This window comes from Rhizobium esperanzae, from assembly GCF_014197615.1.
Classification (GTDB): Bacteria; Pseudomonadota; Alphaproteobacteria; order Rhizobiales; family Rhizobiaceae; genus Rhizobium; species Rhizobium esperanzae_A.
On record NZ_JACIFY010000015.1, the window covers coordinates 145,178 to 170,708 of the forward strand.

Annotated in this window: 24 protein-coding genes; 9 read left to right on the forward strand and 15 right to left on the reverse strand. The window is 62.5% G+C overall.

Annotated elements, in window-relative coordinates; translation table 11 throughout:
- From nadE to GGD57_RS20270, 4 genes are all read right to left on the reverse strand, one after another.
- On the reverse strand, nt 1-834 hold the full coding sequence (gene nadE, locus GGD57_RS20255) for an ammonia-dependent NAD(+) synthetase (RefSeq protein WP_184472070.1): 834 nt from the start codon (nt 832-834) through the stop codon (nt 1-3).
- 120 nt (nt 835-954) lie between these two features.
- Nucleotides 955-2,160 (reverse strand): adenylate/guanylate cyclase domain-containing protein, encoded by a 1,206-nt coding sequence (locus tag GGD57_RS20260; RefSeq protein WP_184472071.1) that lies wholly within the window; start codon nt 2,158-2,160, stop codon nt 955-957.
- Nucleotides 2,161-2,179: 19 nt separating this feature from the next.
- Nucleotides 2,180-3,799, reverse strand: coding sequence for an MDR family MFS transporter (locus tag GGD57_RS20265; protein WP_184472072.1), 1,620 nt, complete (start codon nt 3,797-3,799; stop codon nt 2,180-2,182).
- A gap of 76 nt (nt 3,800-3,875) precedes the next feature.
- Nucleotides 3,876-5,093 carry an HlyD family secretion protein gene (locus tag GGD57_RS20270; RefSeq protein WP_184472073.1) on the reverse strand — a complete coding sequence of 406 codons (1,218 nt, stop codon included), beginning with the start codon at nt 5,091-5,093 and terminating at the stop codon, nt 3,876-3,878.
- 136 nt (nt 5,094-5,229) lie between these two features.
- Between GGD57_RS20270 and GGD57_RS20275 the strand changes: the two genes are divergently transcribed.
- The 3 genes from GGD57_RS20275 to GGD57_RS20285 all read left to right on the forward strand — a co-directional run bounded on the left by GGD57_RS20275 (nt 5,230) and on the right by GGD57_RS20285 (nt 7,652).
- Complete coding sequence (locus GGD57_RS20275; RefSeq protein ID WP_184472074.1) at nt 5,230-6,132, forward strand: LysR family transcriptional regulator; 903 nt, start codon at nt 5,230-5,232, stop codon at nt 6,130-6,132.
- 158 nt (nt 6,133-6,290) lie between these two features.
- Nucleotides 6,291-6,845 carry a hypothetical protein gene (locus GGD57_RS20280; protein ID WP_184472075.1) on the forward strand — a complete coding sequence of 185 codons (555 nt, stop codon included), beginning with the start codon at nt 6,291-6,293 and terminating at the stop codon, nt 6,843-6,845.
- A 69-nt stretch (nt 6,846-6,914) separates the two neighbouring features.
- On the forward strand, nt 6,915-7,652 hold the full coding sequence (locus GGD57_RS20285) for a class I SAM-dependent methyltransferase (protein WP_184472076.1): 738 nt from the start codon (nt 6,915-6,917) through the stop codon (nt 7,650-7,652).
- A gap of 278 nt (nt 7,653-7,930) precedes the next feature.
- Here the strand turns inward: GGD57_RS20285 and GGD57_RS20290 are convergent, their stop codons facing one another.
- Nucleotides 7,931-8,818: a branched-chain amino acid aminotransferase gene (locus tag GGD57_RS20290; RefSeq protein ID WP_184472077.1), complete on the reverse strand. Its 888-nt coding sequence runs from the start codon at nt 8,816-8,818 to the stop codon at nt 7,931-7,933.
- A gap of 241 nt (nt 8,819-9,059) precedes the next feature.
- Between GGD57_RS20290 and GGD57_RS20295 the strand changes: the two genes are divergently transcribed.
- Nucleotides 9,060-10,103, forward strand: coding sequence for a zinc-binding dehydrogenase (locus GGD57_RS20295; RefSeq protein WP_184472078.1), 1,044 nt, complete (start codon nt 9,060-9,062; stop codon nt 10,101-10,103).
- 33 nt (nt 10,104-10,136) lie between these two features.
- Here GGD57_RS20295 and GGD57_RS20300 read toward each other — a convergent pair whose 3' ends face one another.
- Nucleotides 10,137-10,955 (reverse strand): sugar phosphate isomerase/epimerase family protein, encoded by an 819-nt coding sequence (locus GGD57_RS20300; protein ID WP_184472079.1) that lies wholly within the window; start codon nt 10,953-10,955, stop codon nt 10,137-10,139.
- A 317-nt stretch (nt 10,956-11,272) separates the two neighbouring features.
- Between GGD57_RS20300 and GGD57_RS20305 the strand changes: the two genes are divergently transcribed.
- The 3 genes from GGD57_RS20305 (at nt 11,273) to tam (ending at nt 14,369) form a co-directional block, all read left to right on the forward strand.
- A complete protein-coding gene (locus GGD57_RS20305; RefSeq protein WP_184472080.1) occupies nt 11,273-11,752 on the forward strand; it encodes a cupin domain-containing protein in 480 nt (159 codons plus the stop codon).
- Nucleotides 11,753-12,238: 486 nt separating this feature from the next.
- Nucleotides 12,239-13,513: a CNNM domain-containing protein gene (locus tag GGD57_RS20310; RefSeq protein WP_184472081.1), complete on the forward strand. Its 1,275-nt coding sequence runs from the start codon at nt 12,239-12,241 to the stop codon at nt 13,511-13,513.
- A gap of 85 nt (nt 13,514-13,598) precedes the next feature.
- Complete coding sequence (gene tam, locus GGD57_RS20315; protein WP_184472082.1) at nt 13,599-14,369, forward strand: trans-aconitate 2-methyltransferase; 771 nt, start codon at nt 13,599-13,601, stop codon at nt 14,367-14,369.
- A 141-nt stretch (nt 14,370-14,510) separates the two neighbouring features.
- Here the strand turns inward: tam and GGD57_RS20320 are convergent, their stop codons facing one another.
- The 7 genes from GGD57_RS20320 to speB all read right to left on the reverse strand — a co-directional run bounded on the left by GGD57_RS20320 (nt 14,511) and on the right by speB (nt 21,795).
- A complete protein-coding gene (locus GGD57_RS20320) occupies nt 14,511-15,512 on the reverse strand; it encodes an Ldh family oxidoreductase (protein ID WP_432443386.1) in 1,002 nt (333 codons plus the stop codon).
- A 36-nt stretch (nt 15,513-15,548) separates the two neighbouring features.
- The gene (locus GGD57_RS20325) at nt 15,549-16,727 is read right to left on the reverse strand and encodes an alpha-hydroxy acid oxidase (RefSeq protein WP_184472084.1); all 1,179 of its coding nucleotides are present in this window, start codon (nt 16,725-16,727) and stop codon (nt 15,549-15,551) included.
- A 76-nt stretch (nt 16,728-16,803) separates the two neighbouring features.
- A complete protein-coding gene (locus tag GGD57_RS20330; protein ID WP_184472085.1) occupies nt 16,804-17,601 on the reverse strand; it encodes an ABC transporter permease in 798 nt (265 codons plus the stop codon).
- Nucleotides 17,598-18,455 carry an ABC transporter permease gene (locus GGD57_RS20335; protein ID WP_184472086.1) on the reverse strand — a complete coding sequence of 286 codons (858 nt, stop codon included), beginning with the start codon at nt 18,453-18,455 and terminating at the stop codon, nt 17,598-17,600. The genes GGD57_RS20330 and GGD57_RS20335 overlap by 4 nt, the downstream gene beginning before the upstream one ends.
- Nucleotides 18,452-19,486 (reverse strand): ABC transporter ATP-binding protein, encoded by a 1,035-nt coding sequence (locus GGD57_RS20340; protein WP_184472087.1) that lies wholly within the window; start codon nt 19,484-19,486, stop codon nt 18,452-18,454. The genes GGD57_RS20335 and GGD57_RS20340 overlap by 4 nt, the downstream gene beginning before the upstream one ends.
- 60 nt (nt 19,487-19,546) lie before the next feature.
- Complete coding sequence (locus GGD57_RS20345) at nt 19,547-20,629, reverse strand: ABC transporter substrate-binding protein (RefSeq protein WP_184472088.1); 1,083 nt, start codon at nt 20,627-20,629, stop codon at nt 19,547-19,549.
- 107 nt (nt 20,630-20,736) lie between these two features.
- Complete coding sequence (gene speB / locus GGD57_RS20350; protein ID WP_184472089.1) at nt 20,737-21,795, reverse strand: agmatinase; 1,059 nt, start codon at nt 21,793-21,795, stop codon at nt 20,737-20,739.
- Between the two features lie 176 nt (nt 21,796-21,971).
- Between speB and GGD57_RS20355 the strand changes: the two genes are divergently transcribed.
- Nucleotides 21,972-22,850, forward strand: a complete 879-nt coding sequence (locus GGD57_RS20355) for a LysR substrate-binding domain-containing protein (protein WP_184472090.1) — start codon at nt 21,972-21,974, stop codon at nt 22,848-22,850.
- 162 nt (nt 22,851-23,012) lie between these two features.
- Nucleotides 23,013-24,524: a glucose-6-phosphate dehydrogenase gene (gene zwf / locus GGD57_RS20360; protein ID WP_184472105.1), complete on the forward strand. Its 1,512-nt coding sequence runs from the start codon at nt 23,013-23,015 to the stop codon at nt 24,522-24,524.
- Nucleotides 24,525-24,649: 125 nt separating this feature from the next.
- On the opposite strand, the gene GGD57_RS20365 is transcribed toward zwf, so the two are convergent.
- Both GGD57_RS20365 and GGD57_RS20370 read right to left on the reverse strand, forming a co-directional pair.
- Nucleotides 24,650-24,973: a hypothetical protein gene (locus GGD57_RS20365; RefSeq protein ID WP_184472091.1), complete on the reverse strand. Its 324-nt coding sequence runs from the start codon at nt 24,971-24,973 to the stop codon at nt 24,650-24,652.
- Nucleotides 24,974-25,123: 150 nt separating this feature from the next.
- A complete protein-coding gene (locus GGD57_RS20370) occupies nt 25,124-25,516 on the reverse strand; it encodes a hypothetical protein (protein WP_184472092.1) in 393 nt (130 codons plus the stop codon).
- Nucleotides 25,517-25,531 lie beyond the last annotated feature (15 nt).

A 25,531-nucleotide genomic window follows, 5' to 3' on the forward strand; every position in this document is an offset into this window, starting at 1 on the left:
TCAGAGAGTGTTGACGGCGACCGGCAGCGCACGTTTGTGCGCGGTTGCCCGATAGGCGGCGAGGATGCGGCGGCGGGCGATCTCGCCGACCGGCTTGCCTTCGAGGAAATCGTCGATTTCGTCGTAGCTGACGCCGTAGGCCTCCTCGTCGGGCCGCAGCGGCCGCTGATCCTCGAGATCGGCGGTGGGCACCTTGAACACCAGTTCGTCAGGAGCGCCGAGCGCCTTTGCCAATAGGCGGACGCGGCGCTTGTTGAGGCCGGCGAGCGGCAGGATATCGGCGGCGCCATCGCCAAATTTGGTGAAGAAGCCCATGACCGCCTCGGCGGCGTGGTCGGTGCCGATGACGAGGCTGCCGAGCGCGCCGGCAAGCGCAAACTGGGCGATCATGCGCTGGCGGGCCTTGATGTTGCCGAGGATGAAATCCTGACGGCCGGCATCGGCAAAGGCGAGGCCGCCGTTTTGAGCGGCGGCCAGCATCGCATCCGCCGCCGCCTTGATGTTGACCACCATCGTGCGATCGGCACCGATCGTTTCAAGCGCCCTCGCCGCATCGGCCTCATCCGCCTGGATGCCGTAGGGAAGGCGCACGGCAATGAATTCCGCCGCATGGCCGCTGTCGCGCAGCTCGCGCACCGCCTTCTGGGCAATCAGCGCCGCCGTCAGCGAATCGACGCCGCCACTGATGCCGAGCACGTAGCCGCGCATGCCCGATGCCACGAGATAATCCTTGAGAAAGGCGGTCCGCCGCTCGATCTCACGCTCGGCATCGATCTCGGCGGCAACGCCGAGTTCGCGGATGATCTCGCCTTGTTCGTCGGACAGCACGGTCATGGGTGGTTCCTCAGTTGTGGGATTCGCGGGCACTATGGCGGAAAGATGCGGGAAGGGTAAGATGTGTGGCCCCCTCTGCCCTGCCGGGCCCGGCAGGGCAGAGGGGGGTGCCGCCACACGCTACCTTGCGATCGTAAACAGCTCCACCGGCTCCGCAAACCCCTTCAGCCGATGCGCCCCGGCGGAGACGGCATCCCCTGCCCCGGCCTCTGCGCGGAAGGGTGCCGACATCAGCAAGGGCTCACCCAACTCGCTGCAAGCGGTCTGGATGCGGCTGACCAGATTGACGTCGCGGCCGATCAGGGTGAAGTCGAGGCGGCGGCCGGAGCCGATATTGCCGTAGCTGACCTCGCCGTAATGCAGGGCGATGCCGGCCTTCACGCCGATGCCTTCATATTGAAAATGGTCGATCTCATCGAGGATGGCACGGGCGGAGGCGAGAGCGGCGCCGCAGGAATGGGCGGCGGCGTAGCCGGGGAAGAAGGCGAGCACGGCATCGCCCATGAATTTCAAGAGTTCGCCGCCTTCACGGGTGATCGCCGGGACGATCCTGTCGAAATAGGCATTGAGCAGGCCGAGCACGGTGCTGCCGGGCAGCCGGTTCGACAGTTCGGTGAAGCCTCTGAGATCGCAGAGCAGCAGGGCCGCCTGCATCGATTCGATCTCGTCCCGGCGGATGCGGCCGGCGAGAATCCGGCTTGCCGTCAGCGGGCCGATGTAAGTATCGAGCAGGCTGAGCTCGACCTGGCGCAGAATGCGCAGCTCGCTGGTGTTGCGCAGCGCCGGCAGGATGCGCTCGATCAGCTGCTGCTCGGCTGCCGTGAAGCCGCCCGGCCGCCTGGTGGCGAAGACGGCGGCGCTGACGGGGCCGTCGACATTGCAGAGCGGCGCAATGACGAGCTGCACCAGGCCGCGATCGGCAAAGACATCGATATGCTGCCAGCGGCCATGAGCACTTTCACCGATGCCGACGACCAGCGGCTCGCGGGTTTCCATCACCTTGCGCAGCGGCGTGTTTGATATGGCGACGCGGGCGCCGTGTTCCCGATCGTGGATCTCCACCGGCTCGCCCGGCGCCCAGGCGATGGTGCGGCCGATAAGCTCGGGATGCAGCGTCATCAGATGCAGGGTCAGCCGGTCGACCGGCAGGCCGAGCGCCTGGAGCCTGCGGCCGAGGCCGGAGACGAGGCCGGCTTCGTCGAGCGCGTGGCATTCGTCGCCGGAGAGCCATTCGATGACGGAGAGCAGCGCGCCGGTGCTGACGGCATTGCCGACGGCCTTTGGCTGAAACCGATCGGCATCTGGAACATGGATCGCAGTCGTCATGGCTATCTCCTCCTGCAGACTAGTGGGCGCCACCGCCGGAGATTTGACCGGGCTTTTTGAGAAGCAGGCTTGCGAGCAGGGCAACGAAGAGGGCGACGCCGAGCAGGAAGAAGGTGTCGCTGAAGGCCATGATATTGGCCTGTTTGCGAATTTTGAGCGCGATGGCGACGATGGCCTTGTGGCCGGCGAGCGCCTGATCACTGACACCGTGGCTCATGAAATAGGCCGTCAGCCTGGCAATGCGATCGCGCGTGGCTTCCTCGAAAACCGAGACCGAATTGGTCAGAATGTTCGAGTGGAACTGTTCGCGCTTCGACAGGAAGGTCTGCAGCGAAGCGATGCCGACTGCGCCGCCGAGATTGCGCATCATGTTGAAGAGGGCCGACGCCGAACCGGCATTCTCCTGCTCGATGCCAGATGTGGCGATCGCCGAGAGCGGGGTGAAGACCAGCGCCTGGCCGATGGCGCGGACGATATTCGGCCAGAACAGCTGGTCGCTCGCATAATCGCCGGTCATATGCACATTCATGAAATTCGAGGCGGCAAAGAGCGCAAACCCGACAGAGATCAGCAGGCGGACGTCGAAACGCTTCATCAGGCGCGGCACCAGCGGGATCAGCAGCAGTTGCGGAATGCCGGTCCAGGCCAGAACCATGCCGATCTGCTCGGAATTATAGCCCTGGATGCGGGTGAGATAGATCGGCAGCACGAAGACCGACCCGTAAAGCGCAATGCCGAGCAGGAAGTTTGCGACGATGCCGAAGCCGAAATTGCGCCGCACCAGCAGCCGCAGGTTCAACAGCGGATGGGCGGTCTTCAGCTCGATGACGATGAACAAGGTCAGCGAGACGGCAGCGACAACAGACAGGCGGAGGATGAAATCCGAGCCGAACCAGTCTTCCTTGTTGCCCTCTTCCAGCACGGTCTGCAGTGCTGCCAGGCCGATCGCCATGGTGACGATTCCAGGCCAGTCGCCCTTGGCCAGCAGCTTCAGGTTCATCGGCGCCCGGTCGAGCGAGGCAAAGAGCATGCCGACCATCAGCGCGCCCGGCACCAGGTTGACGTAGAAGATATATTCCCAGCCCCAATTCTCGGTGAGGTAGCCGCCGATCGTCGGGCCGATCGCCGGGGCGAAGGTGGCGGAAAGCGCAAAGAGAGCAAGGCCGATCGGCTGTTTGGCCTTGGGCAGCAGCGTGATGATGATGGTGAAGGCCATCGGGATCAGCACGCCGCCGGAAAAGCCCTGAATGGCGCGCAGGATGATCATCTGCTGCAGATTGGCGGCAAAGGCGCAGGCGACCGAAAAGACGAGGAAGAGGATGGCGTTGGCGAGCAGATAGTTGCGGAGAGAAAAGACCCGCGCCAGCCAGGCGCTCAATGGAATGACGACGATCTCGGCGATCAGATAGGAGGTCGAGATCCAGCCGCCGTCATCCGTGCCGGCGCCGATGGCGCCCTGGATATCGGCAAGCGAGGCGTTGACGATCTGGATGTTGAGGACCGCCATGAAGGCGCCGAGCGTCGAACCGACGACGGCCATCCACATGCGGACCGGGCTGATGGCGGCGGCGGCTGCCGGCGCCGCAGCGGCGGGGCGCGCCAGTGAATTGTTGTTTGCGGCGATCTGAAGAGTGGCCATGGCTGATCTCTTTCCGGCTTTGACGGAAACCTTCTCATGACGGGGTTGGGCAATCATTCGGAAAAGGGCGGAAGGCCTATCCGGCGTGGCCGGATGACCCTTCGCCTGCTGCGGCTTTGGTCCGGGCAGCCTTGGTATCGATTTCCGGCTCGACCGACATGCCGGAGCGCAACAGGCCGCTCAGAGCCTCGTCGTCGATGACAATCTTGACCGGGATGCGCTGGACGATCTTGGTGAAATTGCCGGTGGCATTGTCAGGCGGCAGCAGCGAGAATTCGAGGCCGCTCGCCGGCGAAACACTGTCGACATGGCCTCTGATCGCCGTATCGGGAAAGCTGTCGATCTTGATCTCGACCCGCTGGCCGGGGCGGACATGGGTCAGCTGGGTTTCCTTGAAATTGGCGACGACATAGACCGCGTGCAGCGGCACGACGGCCATCAGCTGCGTACCTGATGTGACGTATTGGCCGACGCGGATCGAACGGGCGCCGACCGTGCCGTCGACTGCGGCGACGATATCGGTGTAGGAGAGGTTGAGCTCGGCCTGCTGGGCGGCGGCGGCCGAGCGGTCGCGCTGGGCAACCGTCTGTTCGCGCTGGCTTTGAAGAACAGGCACCTTGTTCTCGGCCGCCACAAGGGCTGCCCGGTCGCGCTCGACGGCGGCGGCAGCCTGGTCGCGGGCCGACTGGGTCTGTTCGGCACGGGACTGCGTACCGGCGCCGCTGGTGATGAGCCGGGCCGAGCGGTCAGCATCGGAAACGGCAAAATCCAGCGAGGCCTGCGAGGCATCGATCGTCGCCCTCGCCTGCTCGATCACCGATTGCTGCAGGGCGATCTGGGCGTCGATATTGGTGATGGCGGCTTCCGCCGCCTTGAGATCGGCCTTCGCCTGCGCAAGGGCTGCCTGGAAATCGCGGTCGTCGATGCGGGCCAAGACCTGGCCTGTTTTGACCGCGTCATTGTCGTTGACCAGCACCTGGCTGATGTAGCCGGCGACCTTCGGGGCGACCGTGGTGTAATCGGCCTTCACATAGGCATCGTCGGTGGATTCGATGAAGCGGCCGACCGTCCAATAGCGGTAGCCGAAATCGCCGGACAGGGCGACGCCGGCAAGCAGCGCTGCGGCAATGACCGCACGCTTGACGATCCTGCGGCCGGTCCTTGCCGGAATTTCCGGAGCAGAGGCCTCGACGACAGGCGCTTCCGCCACCGGGGCGCTCGGCGCTTCGGCCGCCGGTGCGGCATCGGCCTGCCGGGCAATGTCGAAAACGTCCTTGCGGGGCAACTCAACCATCGTGCTTCTCCTTCAATGCCGGCCCCGTTTCAGAGGCCCTGTTCGGTTGAAGGGAAAATGCACCCTGCCACTCAATCTGATAATCTGCTTATATCGGGAAGGATCATCAACTCTCAGCGGATAATCCGAGGGCAATATGGATCGACTGACAAGCCTCGCCGTCTTTGGCAAGGTGGTGGAATGCGGCGGATTTTCCGCCGCCGCGCGACGGCTCAACATGTCGGTGACCATGGTGGGCAATCATGTGCAATCGCTGGAGGACAGGCTCGGCGTACGCCTGCTCAACCGCACGACACGCAAGGTGAGCCTGACGGAAACCGGCAAATATTATTATGAACGCTCCTCGCAGATCCTGGCCGAACTCGACGAGGCGGACCGGACGGCCGGCGCACTCAGCACCACGCCGCGCGGCACGCTGAAGGTCTATACCAGCAGCGCCATCGTGCGTTTCCTGCTGCCGGTCGTCAGCGAATATATGGCGCTCTATCCGTCGATCTCGCTCGATTTCAGCATCGGCGAGCGGATGGTCGACATGATCGAGGACGGCTACGATCTGGTGATCCGCACCGTGCCGCCGCCGGATTCGTCGCTTGTCGCCCGCAAGCTGACACCCTGGCGCCATATGCTCGTCTGCTCGCCGGCCTATTTCGAGAGCCGCCCGATGCCGCAAAGACCGGCCGAGGTCGCCGATCACAATTGCCTGCAATATGCCTATTATCCCTATGGCGAGGAATGGCGCTTCGAGGATAGTGAAGGCCGGCAGGAAAGCGTCAAGATCGGCGGCAACGCCATCTCCAACAGCGCCGAGATGCTGCGCTTCCTGACGCTGAATGGCCAGGGCATCTTCCTGGCGCCGAGCTTCGTGGTCTTCGACGACATCGCCGAAGGACGGCTGGTGAAGATCATGCCAGACTACCGGCCGATCGAGTTCAACATCAACGCCGTCTATCCCAACCGCAGCCATCTGGCGACGAAGGTGCGGCTGTTCATCGACCTGCTTGCGGAGAGATTTGCCGAGCATCGGAAGTGGATGACGTGAGGGGGTAATTTTACATCAGAGCCGCCTTCACTGCGACATAGTGGCAGCAGGACCGCTCTGCCCCAAAAATGCCTCGACTTCACTGAACACAATTCGACTATGAAAAACAAAGGGATGGTGCGTCGGTTGTGCCCATAGACACTTGGAATGTTCGGCGCATGATCATCGCAGCTTGTCTTGGCACCACATGTGCCGCTTACAATCGCGCTTTTGATTTTTGGCCGCTTGATTCGACTTATGAGCTACGAGGGCTCTTCGATCTATTGGGAGGGCCGCTGCTCTTTCTGTCGGTCGTGGGCGTTCTGCTCGTTTGGTTTATCGGCGCATTTATCGCGTTATGTCGTCTTCGTCTCCGTGGAATGGTGAGTCGTCTTTTTGCTATCATCATAGTTCCGGTTTGCTTTGGGACCTTGATCAACGTGCCCTTGTTCGATCCTTGGCTATGGTACGTCATTTTCAATAAATCGAGTTTGGAAGCGGCGGCAGCCGCGAGCGGCTCTTCGCAGAACGGTACAAAATTTTCGGTCATCGAGGGGTGCGACGTTTCGACAGGGATCGCCGGCCTGGGTGTCAACCATTTCGTCGCTGTCATTTATAGCGAAAGCGACCCGCACAAACTGGTTTATGGCGACAGCGATGAAGACAAACTGGCATCCAATGCGGTGCTGACGCATCTCTACGGCAATTTCTACAGGCGAGACGAGTACTTCTGACGAAACAGAAAGCTGTCATCTTTGTTTCACACAGCAGAGATAGGGCGCTGTCCAAATCGGGGTCAAGACATGTCCGGCGACCTGCCTCTTTATGATGACGATCATCTCTTCTCGGCTTACCAGGACATGCGTTCGGCGCCAGGCCGACTGAACGAGGTTGTCGAGAGACCGGCGATCTGGTCCCTCATGCCGAACCCGGAAAATTTCGTTGTCGCCGATCTCGGCTGCGGTGCCGGAGACATGGTCCGCGATCTCTGCGCCAAGGGTGCAAGGGCTGTGCTTGGCATCGATGCCTCCGAGCGGATGATCGCTGAGGCAACACGCTCGTCCGTTCATCCGGCTGCCCGTTTTCTGGTGCGGCCTCTTGAGAGGCTGGAACTATCGGAGAATACTTACGATCTGGTGGTGAGCAGCCTGGCTCTGCATTATGTCGAGCCCTACGACAAGCTCGTCGACGATGTCAGGCGGGCATTGAAACCTGAAGCCAGGTTCGTCTTCTCGGTTGAGCATCCGATCGTGACCTGTGCCCGGCGCGAGTGGGAGACCGATGCGCACGGGGAGCGAATCCATTGGCCGGTGGACCACTATGCCGAAGAAGGGAGCCGAATGATCCGGTGGCTCGGGCTCGATGTGCCACGTCAACACCGAACCGTCAGCTCCTACCTGAATGTCCTGATCGACAGGGGCTTCGTGATAGAAAAGGTGCTGGAACCAGTGCCCGATGACGGCGCGATCGCCAGATGGCCGCGCCTTGCCGATCAGCGCCGCCGACCTCCATTCCTGCTCGTTTCAGCCAGGAAGGTGTAGGCGGGCGAGAGGTTGCCATTCGGAGATTTGCCCCTCACCCTAACCCTCTCCCCGTTTTACGGGGAGAGGGGACGTGCCCTGCGAGACGTGGTGGGAAGGGAGAGCTTGCGGCACGGTCCCTTCGCCCCGTTTACGGGGAGAAGGTGGCGGCAGCCGGATGGGCGGATGCAGACGCTATTTTAAGAGCCGAACCGCTCTGGCCCTGCGCTTGCGCTTCGGGCGTTCGCAGCTGCAATCGATTCACTGGATCGATTGCTTCGGCTGCGCCGAACCGCTGCTCACTCCTCGCTCTCGCTTCTGCCGTGGGCCCAGTCCATGTAGAGATCCAGCGCCTTGCGGGTGACCGGGCCTTCCTGGAGGTTGCGGTCGTCGAGGCGGATGACGCCGACGACTTTGGAGTAGTTGCCTGACGTGAAGATTTCGTCGGCGGCAAGGAAATCCTCGACGGAAAGCGTGGCTTCGACGACGTCAAAACCGGCCTTGCGCAAGAGACCGATGACGCGGGCGCGGGTGATGCCGGCAAGAAAGGTGCGGTTGGCGGCCGGCGTCATCACCACGCCGTCGCGCACCAGGAAGACGTTCGAGGAGGCGGTTTCGACGACGTTGCCGTTCAGATCGCGCACCAGCGCATTGTCGAAGCCGCGGCTGCGCGCCTCGGCGATCATGCGGCCGCTGTTGGGATAGAGCGAACCGGTCTTGGCCTCGGTCATCGCCGTTTCCGGCGACGGGCGGCGGTAGGGCGAGACGGTGAGGCTGGTGCCGCCATGGCCGCCCATCGGCGCCTCGAACAGGCAGAGCGCGAAGCGGGTCGATTCGGCATCGACGGAAACGACGCTGCCGGGCGAACCATGTTCGCCCCAATACATCGGCTTGATGTAGATCGGCGTGGCGCCATTGAATTTCGCAATGCCTTCCCAGGCGAGTGCGGCGATTTCCTCGGCCGATTTCACCGGCTTCAGGCCCATGGCGAGCGCGGATCGGTTGATGCGCTGGCAATGCAGGTCGAGGTCCGGCGCGATGCCGTCGAACCAGCGGGCGCCGTCAAAGACCGTGGAGCCGAGCCACATGGCATGCGAGGTCGGCCCGATCAGCGGCGGATTGCCGGGGAGCCATTCCCCGTCGACATGGGTCCAGGTGGTTGAACGCGGTGATGTATCGACAGCCATGGTGCCCTCCCTATCAAGTTGGAAAAGCAAAAACCGCCGCCGCAGGCCGGGTCAAGGAGAAATCCAGGCGGGAAAGGCGGAAGCAAGAAAATGCCGGAGGATGGCGCCGGGCCGCAATATTCGTGCGCGGCGGCCATGGCTTAAGCGATGGGTGCATCAGCAAAAATGATGGAATGACATGTTGGAATGGCGGCCTGCCACATGCCATCATGGACGCAAACATGAATAAGGGAAGACGCCTGTGAAAGCCATGTACTACGAAGCCTTCGAAAAGGCACCGGAGATTCGCACCCTGCCCGATCCGACGCCTTCCGAGGACGGCGTCGTCATCTCCGTCGGCGCCAGCGGGCTTTGCCGCAGCGACTGGCACGGCTGGATGGGACACGATCCCGATATCCGCCTGCCGCATGTGCCGGGACACGAGCTTGCCGGGCGGGTCGTCGCCACCGGCCGCGGCGTGATGCGCTTCAAGGTGGGCGACCGGGTGACCGTGCCTTTCGTTTCCGGCTGCGGCCATTGCGGAGAGTGCCATTCCGGCAACCAGCAGGTTTGCCCGAACCAGTTCCAGCCGGGCTTCACCCATTGGGGCTCCTTCGCCGAATATGTGGCGATCGATTATGCCGACACCAATCTGGTGCATCTGCCGGATACGATCGACGATGCGACGGCGGCGAGCCTCGGCTGCCGCTTCGCCACCTCATTCCGCGCCGTCGCCGACCAGGCGCGCACCGGCCCCGGCGAGTGGATCGCCGTGCATGGCTGCGGCGGTGTCGGCCTGTCGGCGATCATGATCGCCACCGCGCTTGGCGCCAATGCGATCGGCATTGATATATCGGAGGAGAAGCTTGCCTTTGCGCGCGAATGCGGAGCGGTGGCGACGATCAATGCCTCAGGCGTCGCCGACGTCGCGGAGGCGGTGCGCGAGATCACCAAGGGCGGTGCGCATGTCTCGATCGACGCGCTCGGTCATCCCGTCACCTGTTTCAACTCGATCAAGAATCTGCGCCGACGCGGCCGGCATGTGCAGGTCGGGCTGATGCTCGGGGAACATGCCACGCCGCAAATCCCTATGGGCCAGGTGATCGGCCACGAGTTGGAGATCTACGGCAGCCACGGCATGCAGGCCTGGCGATACGATGCCATGCTGTCGATGCTGGCAGCCGGCAAGATCGCCCCGCAGAAGCTGATCGGCCGGCGCATCAGCCTCGATGAGGCCGTGCCGGCACTGATGGCGCTCGACAAGGCGGAAGCGACGGGGATCAGCGTGATTACGCGGTTTTCGTGAGGGAAGTGCCGTAGCAATTCCGGGCAACGGACCTTATTCCGCCACCCCAATCGAGGCGAGATAGGCAGCGGAGGCCGGGATTTTCGATTTGTCCTTGATCTCGATGATCAGGCGCGGGTTGCTGTCGAGCTTGCCGAGGGCCGCAAAGACGGCGTGCCAGTGGATCGAGCCTTCGCCGAGGCTCCAGTGACGGTCGGCATAGCCGTCGGCATCCTGCAGATGGACGTGCTGCAGGCGGTTGCCGGCTGCCTTGACGTAATAGTCCACCGGCGGCGCACCGGTGTAACCATGGGCATAATGGGCGTGGCCGGTATCGATCGAAACGGCGACGGCGGGTGAATGGAAGCTGTCGGCGAGCGCCACGCGAATATGCGGATCCTTGTCCTCGATGTTTTCGAGAACCATGGTGCAGCCGATATCCTCGGCGCGCCTGACTGCATCGCGCAGCGTCAGATGCACGCGCTCGACCAGATCCTCGCGGGCGCCATCATTATTGTCGAGATTGTTGTAGGACCACGAGGTGTAAGGGCTGTGGACGACCATCTGCGTCGCGCCGATGGCGGCGCAGACATCGAGGCCCTGCAACAGCCGCCTGGCGACGATGGCGCGGATGTCGGGATCTTGCGAGGCGATGGTAAAGCCCCAGAACGGGCCGTGAATGCCCAAGCGGCCGGTATGGCCGTCGAGAAGCCTGCGTGCGCGTGCCGCGAGCGGCGCCCAGTCGCCATTCAGGACCTCGGCCTCGACGAAGCTCTGCAATTCGAGATCGCGCGGCTTTTCGAACAGCCAGTCGCGGTGAAGCTCGACTTCATCGAGCGTCATGGCGGCGCCGACGACGGGAAGAGAAGACATGAATGGGCTCCATCGATCAATGCCGGCAATGAATGCCGGCGCGGCGTGAAGGGATGGCCGGAACAGCCGCCGCGTTCTATGCGCCCCTTCTGTGTCGGCGGTATTACAGGCTGAGAGCCTTCCAAGGCCGGCGTTTGATGATCAGGAGCTTTTGCCGCAGCCCGGCAGGTCTTGCGAAAACGCCTCGCCGCACCGATATCGGGGGCGATCGGCTTCCTGACCTCTATATCGCGGTGGTTGCCAAAGGCGGCGCAAAGGCCTATCGGCTGCGCCCGCAAGAAAAGCCAACAAGAAAAAGCCTGCAAGAAGAAAGAGACATGATGTCCAACTCATTTGTGAACGTGCATGCCGGTAAAGAGACGGGTGATGGGGCGAAACGCTTCTTCGTCCTCGGCGAAAGGATCGAGCGGCGGCTCCGCATCCGCGGAAACTGGCTCAATCTCTTCGACGTCACCGTACCACCCGGCAGCCGGACGCCGAAACATGCGCATGCGAGCCCTGAGGTATTCCGTATCCTCGAGGGGTGCCTGACGATCTGGCGCCAGACCGACAACGGTCCCGAAGAGATCGAGGCCCGCGCCGGCGACATCGTCAGCATCGCACCCTTCATGGTGCACGGCTATGCCAACCGCGGAACCGTCCCCGCCGTCTTTTCCGCGGTCGTCGATCGCGACATGGCGGAATTCATCGAAGCGGAAGGTGCGACCGAGCCACCGAAGGCCCGCCCGTCTGCGGAAACCATCGCCCGGATGACGGCGGCCGCCAATGCCTATGGGATCACCATCCTGGCGGCCTGATGGTGCGAGAGAATGATGCCGAAACCTTTCGAAGGGTTTCGGCATCACGCAGATATGCGAAACACTCCCCTAAAATCCTCAGCGAGAACGTGGCCCCCTCGCCGTTTCGAAACTGTCACAACAGTGCGGTAAAAGGATTTTCGCCCGGCGCCTCTTGCGTCGGATCGGTTTCATCGCCAAAATTGCGCCATGCCTGACAGCGACCCATCCAGTATAAGCTCCGCCCGTTCCAACCGGGACCTCCCGGCCGAAGATGCGGGCGGCGACTGTAGACGGCGTGACGATACCCGCCGCGCCCTGGGTCTATCACCGCGCGTGCTGAGAGGGCCGTTTTCCCAAGCTTTGCCGCCGACAGGCCGGGCATGGCCGGTTTCCTCGTGCAGACGGCATATGACTTCCACTTCAAAGGCGCGGTCCTTCGTGACGACGACCGCGCCCCGCCGCGTCGCTTGACGCGGCACGACAACCTCAACGAATAGGGTCCCTGTGTTTCTGGAAATTGGAATTGTGGCGTTTCTCACCATCCTGAATGGTGTGCTCGCCATGTCTGAACTGGCCGTTGTGTCTTCGCGGACTGCCCGCCTGAAAGTTCTTGCCGACAATGGCAGCAAGGGTGCGGCGCAAGCGATCAAGCTTGCCGAAAACCCCGGGCGTTTTCTCTCGACGGTGCAGATCGGCATCACGCTGGTCGGTGTTCTCTCCGGTGCTTTCTCAGGCGCGACCCTCGGGGGCCGCCTGACCGGATGGCTGGAAACCCAGGGAATGTCATCGACGGCCGCCGACGCGATCGGCGTCGGTTCGGTCGTCGTCGCCATCACCTACCTCTCCCTGATCGTCGGCGAACTTGTTCCCAAGCAGATCGCGCTGCGGGAACCCGAAGCGGTTGCAGCGAAGGTCGCGCCGGCGATGGCGGTGCTTTCAAAAATTGCCCTGCCCCTCGTCTGGCTGCTGAACGCCTCCGGAAACCTGGTCCTCAAGCTTCTCGGCCAGGCGGGAAAAGGCGGCGACAATGTCTCGGACGAAGAGATCAAGACCGTTCTCGCCGAGGCGCAGTCGGCCGGCGTCATCGAAAGCGAGGAGTCGGCGATGATCTCAGGCGTCATGCGGCTGGCGGACCGGACCGCCCGCGCGCTGATGACGCCCCGGCGCGACGTCGAAATTATCGATATCGACGACAGCCTCGATGAAATCCGAACGCAATTGCACCGGACGAAACGCTCGCGCCTGCCGGTTCGCAAAGGCAGTTCGGACGAAGTGATCGGCATCCTCCCGGTCAAGGATTTTTACGACTCGATGTCGGAACACGGCAGTGCCGACATCAAGGCCCTGACGCAGGACGTGCCTGTGGTTTCAGATCTTTCCACCGCCATCAACGTGATCGAAGCCATCCGGAAATCGCCAGTCCACATGGTGCTGGTTTTCGACGAATACGGCCATTTCGAGGGGATTGTTTCCTCCGGCGACATTCTGGAAGCGATCATGGGGGCCCTGCAGGAGGGACCTGTCGACGAGCAGGCCATCGCGCGCCGTGATGACGGCTCCTACTTGGTGTCCGGCTGGACGCCGATCGACGAATTCGCCGAGTTCCTGAATCTAAAGCTCGATGACGATCTCGAATATCAGACGGTCGCCGGCCTGGTGCTGGAAGAGTTGAAACATCTGCCGGAATTGGGTGAGAGCTTCACGAGAGACGGATGGCGCTTCGAAGTCATCGATCTCGACGGCAGACGTGTGGACAAGATACTCGTGTCTGCGGAGTGACGGTCGGCGGGTGCCATCGCTTCCGGCGGTAACATCTGAGATCTGCATCCAGCACGGGAACGATTTGGAAGCAGGAGTGAACGCCATGGCATGGTCTGCCAGCCAATATGTGAAATTCGAGGATGAACGCACGCGGCCGGCACGCGACCTTCTGGCGCAAGTGCCGCTGCAAAACATCCGCCGCGCCGTCGACCTCGGCTGCGGCCCTGGCAATTCGACCGAGCTGATCATCGAGCGTTATGGAGCGGACGGCGTCTCCGGCCTCGACAGCGACATGAACATGCTGGAAGCGGCGCGCAAGCGGCTTCCCGGCACGGCCTTCGTCGAGGCCGATCTCGGCAGCTGGCAACCGACCGAACCCGCCGATCTGCTCTTTGCCAATGCCGTCTTCCAATGGCTGCCCGACCATCTTGACATTTTCGACCGGCTGATGGACGGGCTTTCCGAAGGCGGCGTTCTCGCCGTGCAGATGCCCGACAATCTCGGCGAACCCTCGCATCTGGCGATGGAAGAGACCGCCCATGCCGGCCCCTGGAAGACAGCCTTCGAGGCGAAGAGCGTGCGCCGCAAGGGACTGCCTGCGCCATCCGCCTATTACTCCCGGCTGATCGCCAAGGCGTCACGCGTCGATGTCTGGCATACGATCTACAATCACCCGATGGCGGACGCGGCCGCGATCGTCGAATGGGTGAAGGGAACCGGGCTGATGCCCTATCTCGCCCATGCCGGCGAGAAATATCGCGAGGCGTTTCTGGCGGATTATCTGCAGCGGGTGGAAAAGGCCTATCCGAAGCTGTCGGACGGCCGGGTGCTGCTGCGGTTTCCGCGGATTTTCATGGTGGCGGTGAAGGAGTAGCCGGCGGCAGCGGCATGTTCTTTGCGACCGTGGCCTGAAGCGCGTCGCATCAATCCAGTTTGACGCAACGCGCTTTGTTTTTACGCATGTCGTTATCGCAAAACGCGACACAGTTTTGCACGACATGCTCTGGTAACGACGTCAGTCCGCCAACAGCGCATCCAGTTGGGCAATTTCAGCTGCGGTCAGAACGATCCCTTTGCTTTCCGATTTGCTGCGCGCGGCAAAGCGGCGCTGCGACGGAAGCCGAGCCCCTTGTCCCACGATCGCTTCGAAGAGCGTTTCGGCACGCGCGAACGGATCGCCGGGACGGCCCCTGGCGAAGGCTTCGGGTGACATCGCAATGATCAGTTCGCCATGGAACGGCGCCAAGGTCGTCGTGCCGAGGTAGTCGAGAACCTCGGGGCTGGTGAGATCGCCGATCATGATGCCGGCAAGCAGCTCTATCATGGTGCCGATGGCGGAACCCTTGTGGCCACCGAAGGGCAACATGGCGCCTTCGAGCGCAGCAACGGGGTCGGTGGTTGGATTGCCGGCAGCGTCAATCGCCCAACCTTCCGGCAGTTGCTTGCCGGCGCGGCGGTGCAATTCGATCTCGCCGCGTGCGGCCACCGAAGTGGCAAAATCGAACACATAGGGCGGCTGCTCCTTGCGAGGCCAGCCGAAGGCAAATGGATTGGTGCCCAGCAGAGGCTTGTTGCCACCGGACGGGGCAACCGTTGCATAGCTCGGGCACATGACCAATGCTGCCAGGCCGTGCGCGGCCACCGCTTCGACCTCTGGCCACAGGGCTGAGAAATGCGAGCAATCGTTGATGACCATGGCTGCGATGCCAAGCCGCCTGGCGCGCTCCGCCAGTGCGGGCACGCCGAGTTCAAACGCCGCATTGGCAAAACCGCCCTGCGCATCGACCCTGACGATGGCGCTGCCGTCATCCGGCGCGAGAGCGGGAACGGCATCGGGCTTCACCTTGCCGGCTTTTACCGTGCGCAACGCACCCTCGATGCGGTAAATGCCGTGCGACTTGCAGGCATCGCGTTCTCCGGCCACGATGACATGCGCCAGAGCCGCCGCCTGGATCTTGTTCAACCCCGCGCGCACGAAGATGGCACAGACGCGATCTTGCAGGGCTTCGACGCTCATCGCAACGGATTCAGTCACGCAATTCTCCATCCGAGGTTAAGTTCGGCTTTCGCCAGCCTTGCCTTTCGGCCGCCACCGACAGGCTGACAAGTCTTCGACGGTTCTGCAACCCAGTTGCGCCATCGTCGCCGTCAGTTCGGCTTTCAGGACGTTCATCACGTGATCGCCGCCGTGATGCCCGATGGCGGCGGAGGCAAACAGAAATGCCCGGCCGATCAGGACAAAATCGGCGCCGAGCGCCAGCATCCGGGCGATATCGAGGCCGGAGCGCACGCCGCCGTCTGCAAGCAGCAAGGTCTCAGGCCCCAGTCGTGCGCGGATTTCACCGATGACCTCCGCCGCCGACGGCGCTGCGTCGAGTTGCCGTCCACCATGATTGGAGACGATCAGGCCATCCCCGCCCAAGGACATATAGTCCTGCGCTTCGTCGGGGTGAAGGACGCCCTTGACCAGGATCTTGCCCGGCCATGCGTCTCGGATTTTCTTGAAGCGCTCGCGCGTAACGTGACCCGTCATCACCCTGCCGACAAATTCGGCGGCTGCGGCAAGGCTGGAGCCCTTCGGGTAGTAGGGCGAGAGATTGGCGAAGTCGGGAACGCCGTTCCGCAGAATGCCTATCGCCCAAGCCGGCCGCACCGCGACCTGCGCTATCGTTGAAAGGTCGTAGACCGGCGGGATGGACAAGCCATTGCGGATGTCGCGCTCGCGCCGGGTGGATGCGGGAATGTCGACGGTCACGACAAGAACGTCGTAGCCCGCTCTGCGCGCCCGATCCACCATGTCGTCTTCCATGGCGGGATCGTTAGGTGGGTAGAACTGGAACCAACTGTGATCACCGCCTTCAGGGCGGATCGCCTCAAGCGAAGTGTTGGCGAATGTGCTCAGGATATAGGGAAGCTTATGCTGCCTGGCAGCCTGCGCCAGCGGCAGCTCGGACCCGGGCCACAGAAGGCCGGCCAGCCCAAGTGGCGCCACGGCAAACGGCGCGTCGAAACGATGGCCGAACAGGTTCGCGCCTATATCGGGCGCGTCGGCGTCGGCGAGGTAGCGCGGCATCAGCGCCACCTCCTCCATAGCCGCCAGATTGCGCCGCACGGAGGCTTCGCGCCCGAGCCCGCCGGCGAGATAATCCCAGGCGAAACGTGGCATGCGTCTTTGCGCGGCCTTTTCCATGTCGGCGACGCAGGGAAAGCGTCGTTCCAGCGCTAGGTCCATCTCGGGTGCTTCGATATTCAGGAGGAAAAGACAGCGGAACGCTCTGGGGTTCCGTGGCGGGGATTGGTTGTCTCGATCAATTTTCGCTCGAGGTCATTGCGCCCAGCAGTTTCGGTAGGTCACCGAAGCGCGCGACGAGACTGAAGACGATCCCTGCCGTCGCCACGAAGAGGATCGCCACCGCCGCCATGGTCGGCGTGTAGCCGTAACGCAGCGAATTGAAAATCTTGATCGGCAGCGTTTCCAGCGTAAAGCCGACCGTCATGTAGGCAACGATGTATTCGTTGAGCGACAGCACAAAGGCAAAAGCATAGCCCGACACGATATACGGCGAGATCAGCGGCAGAACGACGGTTCTGAACACGGTGCGGTCATCGCCCCCCAAGGTCGAGGCGGCCTCCACCAGCGAGCGGTCGATAGCCGAAAAGCCGAGCGAAATGGTTACCAGCGGCAGCGTGACGAAGAAGATGGCGTGGCCGATCACCGCCGTCCACGGCTGGCCGTAAAATCCGGTCGTGGCCCAGAACGTCAGCAGGCCGAGCGCCGTGATAACCGGCGGCAAGGTAAAGGGCGCCACGCCGAGCAACTGGAAGATGTGGGCCCAGGGCGCGTAGCGGCGCCAGAGGAACCAGGCGAGCGGCAAAGCGATCATCACCGCCAGCGCCGCCGACGACAATGCCAGCACAAATGACGCGATCAGCGCGCTGCGCCATTCCATGTCAAGAAATATCTGAGCGTACCAACTCAGCGAGAAGCCTTGCGGCGGGAAGGTGAGGCTCTGCCGGGCATTGACCGACACGCCGGCGACAACGATCAGCGGCAGAGCGAGAAACAGCCCGACCAGCCCGAAAAAGATATTCCGGAGAATAGTCATGCGATGGCCCCTCCTCGGCGGCCAACGAGCAGGGTCAGCGCAACAAGGGCCAGTGTGACCAACACCAGGAACACCGCCATCGCCGCCGCGAAGGGCATGTTCGACTGATAGATCGCCTGGTCGGTAATGTGCACGGAGAGCGTCCAGTGCTGCGGGCGGCCGAGCAGTTGCGGCAACAGATAGGACCCGAGCGCGAAGATGAAGACCATGATCAGCGTGGCGAGGATCGTATCGCGCAGCGCAGGCACGACGACGGTGAAGAAGGCCCTGACAGGTGAAGCGCCGAGCGTGCGCGCGGCTTCCGACAGCGTCGGATCAAGCCGCACCAGCGCGGGGTAGAGCACCAGGACCGTATAGGGGAAGGCCTGGTAGACCATGCCTGTGACAACGGCCCCGGCGCTCGGCGTCAGGGCGACTGCCTGCTCCATGAGACCGAGCCACACGAACAGGTTGGTGATGCCGGCCGTGCGCGAAAACAGCGTCGACCAAGCGAAGCCGATGATGACCTCGGACAAGGACAGGATCGAAAGAAGTGCAACCAGCCAGACCACCTGGGTGCTCCGCCTCATGCGGATCAGCAGATATGTGAAAGGCAGAGCGAGAACGACACAGGTAACGGCCACCGAAATCGCAAGGAGCAGCGAGAAGCTGAGCACCCCGCCAAAAAAGGCCGAGAGGAAACGGGCGTAATTGTCGAAGACAAAGTCAGGCGTGTAGAAGCCGCCCTGCTGGCGCTTGAAGAAGCTGACGGAAATCATCGTGCCGAAAGGCACGACGAAGAAGACAATCAGCATGATCGCCGGGAAGGCCAGAGGGGCATAGTCGCCGAGCGTCTGCGGGGCTTCGCGTCTCATCGCTCAAGCACCACGCAGTCCTTGTCGGTGAGCGCAATGCCTACCTTCTGGCCCACTGTCACGTCAGGGCGCTCACGCGGCGTCGAGACCGCAATGAACTGCTGACCGCCGACATCGACAAAGGTTTCGATGACGCCGCCGAGATCGCGCACGAAGGTGACCTCGCCCGTCAGTGCGCCGGCCGTCGGCGGCCCCAGGCGCAGGTCTTCCGGCCGGATCGAGAGCGTGACGCGCTCGACGCCTGCCGACAGCGACAGGGTGGCGACGGGTTGCCCCAATATGCTGACCGCGCCGCCCTCTCGCTTAGCCTCGACCAGATTTGTCTGCCCAATGAAATCCGCGACGAAGCTGTCTGCCGGTCTGCGATAAATCTCGGTCGGCGACGCCGCCTGGCGTATCTGACCGCCGCTCATGACCACGACCGTATCGGCCATGGTCATCGCCTCGCGCTGGTCGTGCGTCACGGCGATCGTGGTGATGCCGAGCCGCTGATGAAGCTGGCGGAGCTCCACCTGCATGGCTTCACGCAACTTGGCATCGAGCGCCGAAAGCGGCTCGTCTAGCAGAAAGAGTTTTGGCGAAATCGCCAATGCCCTTGCGATTGCGACGCGCTGCCTCTGGCCGCCGGACAATTTCGACACGGCGCGATCGGCGTAACCCGGGAGGTAAATCATCGCCAGCAGCTCTTCGACCCGCTTCGCCTGCTCGTCCTTGGGACGGCCGCGAATACGCAGCGGATAGGCGATATTCTCGCCAACCGTCAGGTGCGGGAACAGCGCCAGCGACTGGAACACCATGCCAAGCTCGCGCTGGTGCGTCGGCGTGCTGGTGATGTCGCTCTCATTGAGCGTGATGCGGCCCGATGTCGGCAGATCGAGACCTGCGATCATGCGCAGCAAGGTTGTCTTGCCGCAGCCGGAGGGGCCGAGCAGACAGACGAATGCGCCGTGCGGCACGGTCAGGTCGACATTGCTGACAGCGCGGAAGGCGCCGAATTCCTTGACGATATTTTGAAGCCTGAGTCCCGACATATGCCTCTTCCTAACCGGGAGGGCAGGCCCCGGACGAGGCCCGCAAAAGAACGATCGGTGTCAGCCGGCGATCATCTCCGTCCACTTCTCGTTCAGCCAGTCGGCCTTGGAGGTGTACATGTCGTAGTGCGGAATGATCGGTTCGATGTCGGAGGAAACCGCCGCAAATTCCTTCTCGTTCAGATCGGTCGTTTCGCGCTTGACTGTTGGCGACGTGCCGACCTTGCGAGACAGCACGGCCTGGATCGACGGCTGGCACATATAGTCGATGAAGAGATGCGCCTCTTCCGTCTTCTGTGACGCCTTCGACAGCGCCCACGAGCCCGCATCCTGAATGCCGCCCTCCTTCGGGAAGGTCGAGCGAACCGGCTGGCCGTCCGCGGCGGCGAGGCCGGTCACGTCGTGATAATACTGTCCCATCGGGATTTCACCCGACTTCAGCGCCTGTTCGAATTGCGCCTCGTCGCGATACCACAGGCGGACATTCGGCTTCAGCTCGGCCAGCTTGGCGAAGACCTTGAGGATATTCTCCTCGGTGTCGAGCGCCTGCGCGCCGCCGAAATAGATCTTTGCCGTCACGTCGAGCAAAAAGGAGTTGGAGACGAGCGCCAACAGACCGAGCTTATCTGAATTGGCGGGATCCCACAGCGCAGTCCAGCTTGTCGGCGCTTCCTTGTAAACATCGGTGTTGGTGACCAGGGTGATGAACCAGGACACCGCGCCAATGCCGGCGACGCGGCCGTCCGGGTATTTGTTGATAAAGCGCTCGAGCAGGTTGCTGGAATTCTTGATCTTGGCGAGGTCGAGCGGAGCCCATAGCTCTGTGGCCTGACCTTTGCGCATCGCTACCTGCGACATCATCGAAACGTCGGCCGGCGCCTGGCCTGCCTGGGCTGCCTGCTGCATCTGCACCAGCCAGGCCTCACCGGTCGGCTCTGCGATGGATTCAACCGCGATGCCGGTCGCCTTGGTGAACTCCGGAAAGATGTTCTTGTCGAACGAATTCTTGAAGTAGCCACCATAAACACCGACCTTCAGCGACTTGTCCTGGGCGCGCAGCACATTGGGCATTGCCAACATGGCTACACCAGCGCCGATGCCGACGCCGAGCGCGGCGCGGCGGTTCATTGTCAACTTCGTCATGGTCTCTCTCCTCACCGATGCGGCCGCGCCGCTTCCCTCTTTCAATCTATCCGAGGCTTTTGCAGCCTTCTTGTCGTTCCGGCCGCCTTGAGCTGCGGCCAAGAGCATCAGGCGGCACGGCGGATTGCCGGGCTGAACGCCATCAGGCTCAATATTTCGAACAGCATCTGCGCGCCGGCATGGGCCGTGTTGGTGGTGGCGTCATACTGGGGCGCGACCTCGACGACATCGCCGCCGACCAGGTTCACACCCTTGAAGCCGCGTATGAGTTCCAGGGCCTCACGGGTGGTGAAGCCGCCTATCTCCGGCGTGCCGGTACCCGGCGCGAAGGACGGATCGAGGCTGTCGACGTCGAAGGAAAGATAGGTCGGCCCGTCGCCGATAATGGTTTTTGCCTTTTCGATAATCGCAGGGATGCCCATCGCCGAGATCTCCTCGGCATGGATGACCGTCATTCCCGAGGCATAAGAGAACTCCCAGAGATATTCAGCCGAGCCGCGAATGCCGATCTGAACCACGCGCGTCGGGTCGAGCACACCGTCCAGCACCGCGTTGCGGAACGGGCCGCCATGGTGGAATTTGGTCAGGTCGTAAGCGCCGCCGGTGTCGCAATGTGCGTCGATATGGATCATACCGACCGGCCGCTCCTTGCCGACGGCCCGCAGAATTGGATGGGTGATCGAGTGGTCGCCGCCAACCGAGAGCGGCAGCACGCCTGCCGCCACGATCTGCGCCACGCGTTTTTCGATATCCTCATGCGACAATTCCAGCCGGTAGCGGCTCTGAAACGCCACGTCGCCAATATCGGCCACGCGGAGTTCCTGAACCGGCGCACAGCCGAGCACATGATTGTAAGGCCCGATCCGCTCAATGGCGCGCAGCGCGCGCGGCCCGAAGCGCGAGCCCGGGCGGTTGGTCACGCCCAGATCCATCGGCACGCCGAGGATCGCCACCTGCAGATCGCCGAAATCCGGTTTGTCGTTGTCGACCTGCATGAGTGGGGCGGAGAGGAATGTCGGGATGCCGGAATAGGGCGCGAGCCGGGTGCCGCTCTTGTTGAAGATCTTCTCGGCCACTTTGCGGAATTCAGGGTCGTGCAGCTCACCGCCGTGGCTGTCGCCATATTTCGCTCGGAGTTCGGAAAGCTTGGTTTCATTCCAGGACATGGCCGGCCTTCTTGACGGTGAGATGCTGCTATCGGATGTGGGGCAAGTCGGTCCCCGGCTGTCGCTCTGCGGCAGGGCTCCGACGGCTTCTGTCGGTCATTGAATGGCAAGCTTGATGGAAAATCAATTGATATTAATATGCAGTTTCGTGCGAATTTTTCTCACAGGTCGTTGTCATGCCCAGCCGTCTTCCGCCGCTCAACCCGCTACGCGCCTTTGAGGCCACGGCCCGCCATGGATCGGTTTCCGCCGCGAGCCGCGAGTTGAATGTCACCCATGGCGCGATCAGCCATCAGATACGCACATTGGAGGAATCGCTCGGCGTGCGCCTTTTCGAGCGCGGCGGCAAATGGCTGAAGCTGACAAGCCAGGGCGCATTGTTGATGCCCGTCGTCTCCAACGCGTTCTCGGAGATCGCAGCGGCGAAAGCCGCGATGACCCGGCCCACCACCGGCGGCACGTTACGGGTGACCTGTGTTGCGGCGGTGCTATCGCTCTGGCTGATGCCCCGGCTGCAGGAATTCACCGATCAATATCCCGATATCCAGCTCGACCTGCGCGCCTCGAATGACCCGAACAATCTGAGTTCGGCGGATGTGGACCTGTGCATTCTCTACGGCGGCGGCAATTGGCCCAATTACTGGTCGCGCCTGTGGAGCCGGATGGAGCTCTTCCCTGTCGTCAGCCCGGCTCTCATGAACAGGCGGCCGCTGCGTTCCCTGCGCGATTTGCGCGACCACATGCTGCTGCATGCCGATCGCGGTAATGAGTGGAACACCTGGCTCACCGCCGCCGGCGTTGCGATGCCGGCGCGCCAGCACATGATGAGCGACGCGCGCCTATCGATCGAGGCCGCCGTGCACGGCCATGGCATAGCGCTCGGCGACAACATCACCACCGCCCACATGATCGCGCGGGGCGAGCTGATCGCGCCATTCGACCTTACGGTTCCGGCCAACGACGCAGTCTACGTGGCCTGCCGAGCCGAGGCTCAGGCGACGCCAATCGTCCGCGTCTTCATCGACTGGTTCTATGCTTCGCTTGTCCGGAACTGAGCCTTCGTGGGGTTGCATGGCTGGCGCCAACCTTGATCTTGCAACCCACGTCTCGGCACACCGACCATCCCAAATGCCGTCAAATACCTGTTACCCCTCGCCGCCTATGTTGCGGCGAAACCGGCACGCATTATAGTCGGCCGGAAAATCATGGGAAACGACATCATGGCTACCCCTACTCCGCCCGTCACCCTCGTCATCTTCGGCGCCACGGGCGATCTGACGCGCCGCCTGCTGGTGCCGGCGATCATCAACCTGACCCGCAGCGGCCTCGTCGGCGAGGATCTCCACATTCTCGGCATCGGTATCGAGCCGGGTGACGACGAGTTCCTGCGCGGGCGGCTCGATGAGTTCCTCAGCCATCTCAGCGGCGAAGAGCAGCCGGCCAAGGACGAAGCCTGGGAAAGCCTGCGCCGGCGCATTTCCTATACGGCGGGGGATTTTACCAAGGACAATATTTTCCTCGATATCGGCAAGCGGCTGGGGCCGGATGCCAATGTCGCCTTCTATCTCGCGGTGCCGCCATCCTTCTTCGGCTCGATCGTCGAGAAGCTGGCCGCCCATGGGCTGACCGATGAAAAGGACGGCACCTTCCGCCGCGTCGCCATCGAGAAGCCGTTCGGCACCGATCTCGCGTCGGCCCGGGCGCTCAATGCACAGATTCTCGCCCAGATCGACGAGAGCCAAGTCTACCGGCTCGACCATTTCCTCGGCAAGGAAACGGTGCAGAACCTGATGACGGCACGTTTCGCCAATATGATCATCGAATCCTTGTGGAACAGCCGCTATATCGACCATGTGCAGATCACCGCCGCGGAGATCGTCGATGTCGGCAGCCGCGGCAAATTCTACGATGCGACAGGCGCGCTGCGCGACATGGTGCCGAACCATCTCTTCCAGCTCTTGGCAATGATCGCCATGGAACCGCCGAACAGCTTCGATGCCGAGGCGATCCGCAACGAGAAGAGCAAGGTGCTGAAGGCGCTGCGCATCTATACGCCCGAGGAGGCAAAGACGCACGGCGTGCGCGGGGCCTATACCGCAGGCCCGCTCAACGGCGCCGAACTTCCGGCCTATCGCGACAGCAAGGACATCTCGCCCGACAGCCGGACCGAGACCTATGTGGCGCTGAAGCTCTATGCCGATACCTGGCGCTGGGCCGGTGTGCCCTTCTATCTCAGAACCGGCAAGGCCATGACGGCGCGCGACACCGAGATCGTCATCACCTTTCAACCAGTGCCCTTCGCGCAGTTCCGCGAGACCGAAGTCAACCGCCGCCTGCCGCCGAACCGGCTGGTGATCCAGGTGCAGCCGGACGAAGGCATGAGCATGGAGATCTCGATCAAATCGCCGGGGCTTTCGGTCGATACCGTGCCGGTGTCGCTCGACTTCCGCTATGCCGACAAATTCGATATCGGCAAGACCACCGGTTATGAATCGCTGCTCTACGACCTCTTCATCGGCGACCAGACGCTGTTCCAGCGCGCCGACGGCATCGAAGCCGGCTGGGCGGCGGTGCAGCCCTTCCTCGATATCTGGGCAAAGGACACGAGCACGCCAGATGCTTACGCCCCGGGCAGCATGGGACCGGCCTCAGCCGACGATCTCATCGAGCGCGACGGACGCAAATGGCATGAACTCGGCGTCCTCCTGCACCACGACAAGAAAGGCTAAAGCGCGTCGCGATCTTTCAGATTCGCTGTTCGCGCTTTAGCTCTTTGCTTTTACGCATGTCGTTATCGCAAAACCGCCGCACACTTTTGCGCGACATGCTCTAGAAACGACGTCTTTGCCTGACGCTATTGGTTTGTGTTGTCACGGCATGCGGGGTTGGTGGAGGCACCGCTATTGCCGCCTTCGGTGGCAAGCGCTCCACGGGCCTTGCGCGGCGGGCAGCGCGCCCAGTCGACGGGACCGGTCGGAGCGCCATTGCCGACGCTGCCGGTTTCGATCGAGTCGAGCGGGATGACCAGCCCGCTTTGCATCTCGGCGCCCGGCGCGGTGCCGAGCGGCGGTGTGCCGTCGAACCGGCCGCTGGCATCCATGCCCATATTCGATTGAGCGAGAACCGGGGCAGAGAGGCTGAGGAGAGCGATCGTCGTTGCTGCAATAAACCTGCGCATGATGCTGTTCCTTCTGATTTCAGCGACGCTTCAGAGAAACAGCAATTCTACTCCCTTGTTGCCTATGGAGCGAGTACGAACAATCAAAGTTTGACGAGCGGTCAAGAGCCCCGCAGCAAATGCCGCGAGGCTCTTCTGCTCCACTGTCGTTCAGACGAACTGGCTGAGGCCCGGGACGGAAGCGACGACTTCGTCGACGACCTCTTCGCCGGCATATTGCTTGGCGATCGCGATGGTTTCCTTGGCGAGCGACGTGATCTCGCCCATGCCGAGGCCCTCGCCCATCAGTTGCTGGCCGAGGCCCATAATGCCGCCGCCGCCGAGCGAGCTCATCAGCCCGCCGAGCAGACCGCCGCCGCCGGCGCCTGCGCCATTGAACTGGGCGACGAGATCAGAGCCGCCGGGAATGGCCTCGATCATCCGGGCGACGGGACCGTCGGCGGCCTCGCGCTGCAGGAAGCCGAGCATCATGCCGAGCGCCTTTTCGGCCAGCTCCGGAGAAATACCCACGCGATCGGCGATCTGGGTTACAATTTCATTCATCGTCAGCCTCCTGTT